4 protein-coding genes are annotated in these 7354 nt (G+C 43.0%); all 4 read right to left on the reverse strand.

Translation table 11 applies throughout. The features are described 5' to 3' along the window. Positions 1 to 104: 104 nt before the first annotated feature. Complete coding sequence (locus tag H6S82_RS11985) at positions 105 to 3119, reverse strand: CHAT domain-containing tetratricopeptide repeat protein (protein WP_190471144.1); 3015 nt, start codon at positions 3117 to 3119, stop codon at positions 105 to 107. Between the two features lie 8 nt (positions 3120 to 3127). Further along, positions 3128 to 3976, reverse strand: a complete 849-nt coding sequence (locus H6S82_RS11990; RefSeq protein WP_190471141.1) for a DUF928 domain-containing protein — start codon at positions 3974 to 3976, stop codon at positions 3128 to 3130. Between the two features lie 418 nt (positions 3977 to 4394). After that, entirely contained in the window at positions 4395 to 6782 is a 2388-nt protein-coding gene (locus H6S82_RS11995; RefSeq protein WP_190471134.1) for a CHASE2 domain-containing protein, read from the reverse strand. Positions 6783 to 6912: 130 nt separating this feature from the next. Then, positions 6913 to 7179, reverse strand: coding sequence for a hypothetical protein (locus H6S82_RS12000; protein WP_190471131.1), 267 nt, complete (start codon positions 7177 to 7179; stop codon positions 6913 to 6915). Positions 7180 to 7354 lie beyond the last annotated feature (175 nt).

Consider the following 7354-nt stretch of genomic DNA (forward strand, 5'->3'; position numbering starts at 1 on the left):
ATCTCGATCGATAAAAGTCTCAATATTTTTACGGTCAAGTTTTGTTATATTTATTACATGAGTTGATTTGATTTTCTGGTTGCTCTTTCAGTTTGATTTGAGGCTTATTCTGCTTCGCCAATGAGGGTAAATGCTGCCCAGTCTCTTGGATTGGGGTGTTGCTGCATGGTAATAAGCATTGCTTGGCGTAGCGCTTGGGCTTTGTCTGGGTTTCCCTTCAGTTGGCGATAAAATTCCACCATCAGTCCAGAGGTTGTATTATCTGGCACTTTCCACAAGGAGACGATGACGCTGGGGACACCCGCAGAAATCAAGGAACGGGATAGTCCGATTACGCCGTCCCCTGTTAAGCGTCCTCTCCCGGTGTCGCAAGCGCTGAGAACGACTAATTCGGCATTTAGCTTCAGGTTGAGGATTTCTTCGGCGGTGAGTAAACCATCATCTTTGCCGGAGGGGGCGAGAGCGATCGCACTCCCCAATCCTCTGATATCATCGAACTGTCCGTGAGTTGCCAGATGGATCATCTTTGCATTGGACATCTGTGCGACGATCGCAGATTCAGTAGCTTGAGTACCAGTAATCGCGTTGGTATTGAGCAAGTTAGCAATTGCTTTCGCTTCTGGTTCGGCATATTCTAGAGGTTGGAATGGTGCAGGCATGGGGCTAGGATTGCCGACTACCAGCACATCTTTGGCGGTTGAATTAGCAAGGCGCTGCCGTTGTTTTCGGGTTAAGTCTAATACTTGAATCGATGGGGCAGTAAGAATGGTATGTTTCTCGATCAGGTATTTGCCGTCTTTGTCTTGCAGTGCGGGGAAGGGAACGAGGAAGAGTTCGCCTTGGGGGATGAAGATTACGCGATCGCTTGGATTTTTGGGTAGTAAGTCAGCTATTGGTTCGATGAGAATTTGGTGGAGTTGTTGCAGTGATGTTTGTCCGAAGTCTTCTACATCATTGATTGATTTCGGTATTACACTTGTAGTTGCAAAACTTGGGTGTCTAACCATAAGTATGCCGTTTTGTGGATCGAATGATACGACTTCCCAAGGTTCTGAGTTCCGGTTTTCGCCTTTGAAGTGAATGCGATCGCCTGGTTTAAATGCTGCTTCATTAGTGTTGGCTCCACTCCTCACGCCAATAGCTTGACGAACGCGGGGAACCAGGTTGGCAATAGTTCTCTTCTCTCGTTCTAATTCTTTGAGATCGAATTGACGAAACGTAACATCACCAGTAGGTTTTATTACCCAAATAAAAAGGTTTGATTCCTTTCTTGAGTCAGAAATAATTGAATATACAACGATTGTGGCTTTTTGTGTTTTAGAAATTTGTTGAATTTCCACAAGGGAGGGATAAGTTATAGGAGAGTTAATCGGTGATTGAGAAGATAACCTGCTGGTCAATAAGTCGATAAAGGCACGCGCACGCCCCCCTTCAGCAATTTCTAGAGCTTCGTGAATTTTATTCTGGGCGATCAGAACTTCTTGTAAAGCGCGGTAGGTGCGACCTTGAATTTCAAAAATTGATACTTTCTCTGAGTCTCTGTTACCTAATCCTGACCGGATAGAATCTAAAACTTTAATTCCGAGGCGTAAATTTTTCTCTGCTTCTGCTAAATTGCCAGAGCGAAATAGAGAAACTCCTAGATTATTGAGGGCTATTGCTTCCCCTTGGCGGTCGCCTATTTCCTGTGTAATTTTTAGAAATTGTTGATGGTAGTCAATCGCTTTGGCGTAGTCTCTAAGCCCGTTATATGCAGCACCCAGATTTCCTAAAATGTCACCCTCTGATTGGCGATCTTTTATTTCGCGTGCTATACTCAAGCTTTCCTGATATAATTGAATGGCTCTGGTATAGTCTCCTTGCTCAAAGTAAACAACTCCTAAATTTCCTAGAATACCTTGCTTGTTTTGAGGATTTTTGACTTGTTGTGCGATTGTTAAACTCTGCTGATAGTAGTCAATTGCCTTGGGATAATCTTTGAGGTTTTTGTATGCAATGCCTAAATTTCCCAAAGCCGTTATTTGCCCCTCAAGATCGTGACGTTCGCGTTCAATCACCAAATGTTGTTGATGCCACTCAATTGCTTTGCTATAGTCTCCGATAGCGGCATAAATAAGCCCAAGACGGCTCACGGCTACTGCCTCGGCTTCCCGGTCTTTCGTTTCCTGTGCAATAGTTAAACTTTGCTGCTGAAACTCAATTGCTTTACCATAATCTCCTAAATCGTGATAAACCAACCCTATATTTGCCAGAACGTATCCCTCTGCTTCACGGTTTTTAAGTTCTTGTGCAATAATCAAGCTCTGTTGGTGGTATTCAATTGCTTTACTATAGTCTCCAAGGTTTTCGTAGGCAGTGCCTATATCTGTAAGACTTGACAATTCTGCTTGACGATCATTAAGTTCCCGTGTTATTTCCAAACTCTCCTGAAAGTATTCAATTGCCTTGTAATAGTTTCCGAGACTATGATAAGCAGCTCCCAAAGCTCCTAAAGTAGACTCTTCTCCTTTGCGGTCGTTGAGTGAGCGCTTAATTTCCAAATCTTTCTGTAGGTACTCAATAGCTTTTTCATAGTCTCCAAGTGATGAGTATGCAATGGATAGACCTGCTATGGTCGTACTTAGCCAGGGCAGATTTCTAAGTTCCTGAGCAATAGCTAGTGCGGGCTGATAATACTCGATTGCCTTGTTGTAGTTTCCAAGGAGCTGATAAATGGCTCCCAAATTTACTAGCGCCTCTCCTAGCAGTTGCGGATCTTTAAGTTCTTGAGCAATAGCCAAACGTTGCTGTTGGTACTCAAGGGCTTTGGTGTAGTTTCTCAGTTGAAGATAACCAGAGCCTAAACCTGCTAAAATTGCTAACTCAGCGCCTTTATCTTTGAGTTCTCGATAAATATTTAGTGCTTGTTCCCAGGATTGCATGGCAGCTTCCAATTGACCACGCTGATACTGCTCAAGCCCTTGTCTTAGCAGTCGCTCTCCTTCTACTTTCTGCCCATCTGTAGTTTGAGCTAACACCTGCAACGTAGAAAATCGCATCAGCAGCGGCACAGGATGAGAGGCTAATATAGTAAACAGAAGGGTAACAATTACACTCAAACCAATTCTCTGCAATTGCATAACTTTCCTTATCTTGCCTTACAACAGGTAACAACAGGTTCCGCAACAATTTTATTCAAAGCAACATCTGGATGTCGCAACAAATCTTCCCAATCTTTCGTTAATTGTGCATCCTGCGGATTCTGACGACGCAATTCAATTAGATTAGTTATAGTGTCGTACCACAAACCATTTTCAGCATAAAGGAGAATGCGATCGCGCCCACTCACTCCATCCAACTTTTGCTGCAACTCAGGTTTATCAACCCGCCATACTTCTCCATCAACATTAGCAGTTTCGCGTGAATTGCCTGGATTGCAAATAACGGATAAGGTCCAATGATATCGCTTACCAATCTCTAAAGCACTTACATTTTGCGGTAACTTTATTCCAATAATACCAGGGCTAACTGTTACTTCAAAGCTATCTTTATAAACTGTATTTTCTTGCTCATCTACTAACATGAACTCCACAGGAGTTGTAGACTTAACCTGTTCCGACACATAAAACCAAAACGTCGGACGTTCAGCTATGGTTAACCCTAAATTAGTCCCTGGAACTAATGCAATTAAACGCGATTTCCCTGCATCATTACAAGCATCACGAGTTGCTGCATCTCCTCGATATCCGGGTGCGCCTTCAGGAGGTAAACTGAAACGGATAGGGGTTGCAGCAGTTCGCTGGTTGGAAGGTGTAGGCGATCGCGAGGGAGATGGTTGAAGAGATGGCGTGGGTGTTGGCGACGCTTGGCGAGGGCGCTGTTGTGCTATCTGTACCGATGATGGTGTAACCTCCACAGATGCCCCAATTGAGGAGGTGCAACCGGGTGCTAATGGTAAGGTCAAAGCTAGTATTAAATTTTGGAGTCTCCAGTTCATAAAGAAGGATCGTAATATTTAAGTGTGTATTTAATGGCGAAATCAAAACGAAGCAATCTTGTTCTATGCCTGTCAGTATCAATATCCCAGTTCTGATAACGCCGTGATTACTGCAAACTTACAAGCCTTGCTCATTCTGGCCTATTTGCTCAACCAAGATACTATCGGCAATTTGAGTTAAGAGATGGGATTTTGAATTTGTCGGTCTTTGGCTGCTGATGTCCTGATAGTGCTGCACCTCCCCTCGCATCGGGTGCGCCTTGAGGAGGTAGCCCGATAGGTGGTCGAGGTTGTGTAATAGACCCGTTAGGTATACTGATATCACTACAATTTCCAGCTAATTTCCCATTTAAGAAGGTGTAACCGAGCGCCAAAAGTAAGGTCAACCCTAGTAGTGTTAGAAGTTGGTATTGCCGTTTCATAAACTTGGTGGGGGAAGTTTAGAAATAAAGTGCGATCGCCGTAACTGGGATCTGCTGTACGTGACTATACTTGCACCTGTCAATATCAAAGCCAAGCATGATGGCACTAATGGCACCCAGCTACCTTGTATAAAGAGGAAAAAGCAAACTCCGTACAAGGTGACGATAGCCACAATCAGAACCAATCCCAAGCTTAGTATTCCCCGAATTCGCCAAGCGATCGCACCTCCCACCAAAGACCAACCCCAAATCCACAGCGCATCACCCCAAAAAGGCCAAACTCCCAACAACGGACGACCGTCTAACACAGCGCTGATAATCTGACTCACCATTTGCGCTTGAATAAAAACGCCTTTTGTAGCTCGATCTGAGCGCAAGCTGAGACTGTAAGGTGTATAGTGATTATCTTCATCTGGAACAGTAACACCAATAATCACAATCCGGTTTTTCACGAAGTTAGGGTTAAAGTTACCAGTTAGGACATCTCTCAAACTAACCTGTTTGGCAATTTTTTGAGAACGGTAATTGAGCAATATTTGGTATCCTCGATTATCTAACCCTCTATACCCTTCCGAATCGGGTTCCAAACGTTTTAATCGCACTTTCCCCAACTGTAAATATTTTTCATCGTAGTTAAATTGAGGCTCAATTCCTTCTGTAACTAAATAATAAAGTGCTAATTGAAAGCTTAAGGAAAATTCGGTACGACAAGGAGAACTATCATTAAAATTCATAGACCACAGATAGCGACGGAGAATTCCATCGTTATCTTTGATAACATCGCTAAATCCTAAACGTTCTTTGGGGACTTCTGGTGGGGGTTGATAACCTTCTTTGTCTCTGGGCGGTTCATTGACTTTGCATACAGCAATGAAATTATTAGTTTCCCGCAACCGTTTTGCTAATTCAGGTTGGTCGCGCCGCACTGGGAAATCCCGATAAATATCTAAGCCAATTACTCGCGGTTGCAATGGCTCTAGTTTCTTCAATACTTGATTGAGTGCTGCATCAGCTAAAGACCCCCGTCTCTCCATCCCCATACGGTCTTGATATTGCAAATCGGTTTTATCAACTGTAATAACCAAAAGGCGACGGTCTGGCCCGTCATCTGGTTGCAGTCTTATCATCTGATCATAAGCTTTTAACTCCTGTGTTTGCAACCATCCCATTTGTCGCACACCCAACACTAAGGCTGTAATTGCTACACTGGCAACCAAGATGGGATGTGTGAAAATTCTTGTTAGTGGATGGGGTTTTAAGGGTTTGCTTTCTATATTGATTGATGGAATAGCGCGATCGCTTTCTATCCCATCTCGCAACTGTTGCCAAGTTGGAGGAATTTGAGCCGGATTTTGATATATTACTGGCAACCAACTAGCACAGGGAAACTTATTTTCTAATCCTTGCAACCGTTCCCGCGCTTTCCGCACAGACAGATATAAGGATTCACCTTTTGAATATTCTTGGAGAAAATATTGTAAAAATTCCTGTGCTACTTTATCGGGAACAGGTTCTCGCATCACGATTAGTTGTGGAATATGTAAATCGGCTAATTCCCGTGCTAATCCCAATCCATCACAGGAGTTGAAAATTGCAATCCTCAATCCAGCCGCGATCGCTTTTGTGAGAGCGTTTCTTAATTGGCTAATTGTCAAACTATCCGTTTCATTGATAAAAATGCGTCCCTTGTTTCCTTCCGTCCTACTATGACCTGCAAAAAATAAAATATCCCAGCTTTGTTCCCACAATTTATCATTAATATCCTTTCGCTGCGGTTCGGGGAGAAAGGTAACAGCAGCATCCGGTGTGTTCTGCAATGATTCCTCGTCTGAACCGATATCAATATTAGTGCTATTTCCTAAAATTGCTAAGATATTAACTTTATTTTTACTTGGATATACTTGGTTAATTCGTTGGTAATCTGGAAGGCTAATAGCTAATTCTGCATTAGGACGGCGAGTGAAAAAATCCCATAAATGCCAAGGAAGTCGCTGCAAACGCATCTCTTCAGTTTGCAATAGCACCCGTACTGTGTCCGAGGGCTTTACTTCCTCAATTAATCTTTCACGGATAGAACGAAATTTTGGTGAATTTAGCCAGTTATTCAGTTGAGTAATAATAGGTTCAGCCGCATTGTTGCACTCTTCTATTGTTGAAAAATTTGTTACTTGACCATCTGGAGCATTTAAACTCCGAACTCGGTCTAAACGCCAATAAATTGATTGCCAGTCGTCGTAATCTTCGGCAATTTCTGGTGCTGGTGGTAACTCGCCTGTGATTTCGAGAAAAGGGCGATCGCCTTCTTCTCCTATCTGCAATATCACGGGAAAACCTTCTGATTGAAAGTTACCTTTTCCTATTCTAAAAATAACTAATTTACTCATTGCATTACCAAAGCCCCGTGTTAATCTGGATGGTGGATCTACCCTCAACCCCTCGATCGGCTTACAGTAAACCCGTTAACAAGAGTATGGCTTCTCTCGTTAACGGATAAGTGTAAAATTTAACAAGACTTTAACGATTAGATTGACCACCGAAAAATGCCGAGAGGATAGCAGCACCCACAGTCAAGACTTCCATTGTCCGGGTGGTTCCCATTGTAGTGTCGCCCAGGATGTTCCCTTCCGTGTCCACTATCATATATTGCTGACCGTTTGGCCCTTGATAGTGGAGCATAAATCCATCTTCGCCTTCTTGATACCCTATATATTGTGCAAAAGGATGGTACTGAGCGACGATTTCGCTAAACATACGGTGCATTACTTGTTCGGAAGCAGACATATCCAAACTCCTGGTGTTTTTGCCTTACATCTAGTTATCGGGATGGAGAGGCAAAGTTATGTAGGTATCCTGTGTGTTTAAATGTAAAGTTTTATAAAGTTTGTGCGATCGCAGTTTTTCAGAAGTGTTTAGGTTGAATCAGTAAGCTTCTGCATCTATCATTTATTTGACTTTC

Source organism: Planktothrix sp. FACHB-1355 (genome assembly GCF_014748295.1).
GTDB classification, from domain to species: domain Bacteria; phylum Cyanobacteriota; class Cyanobacteriia; order Cyanobacteriales; family Aerosakkonemataceae; genus Aerosakkonema; species Aerosakkonema funiforme_A.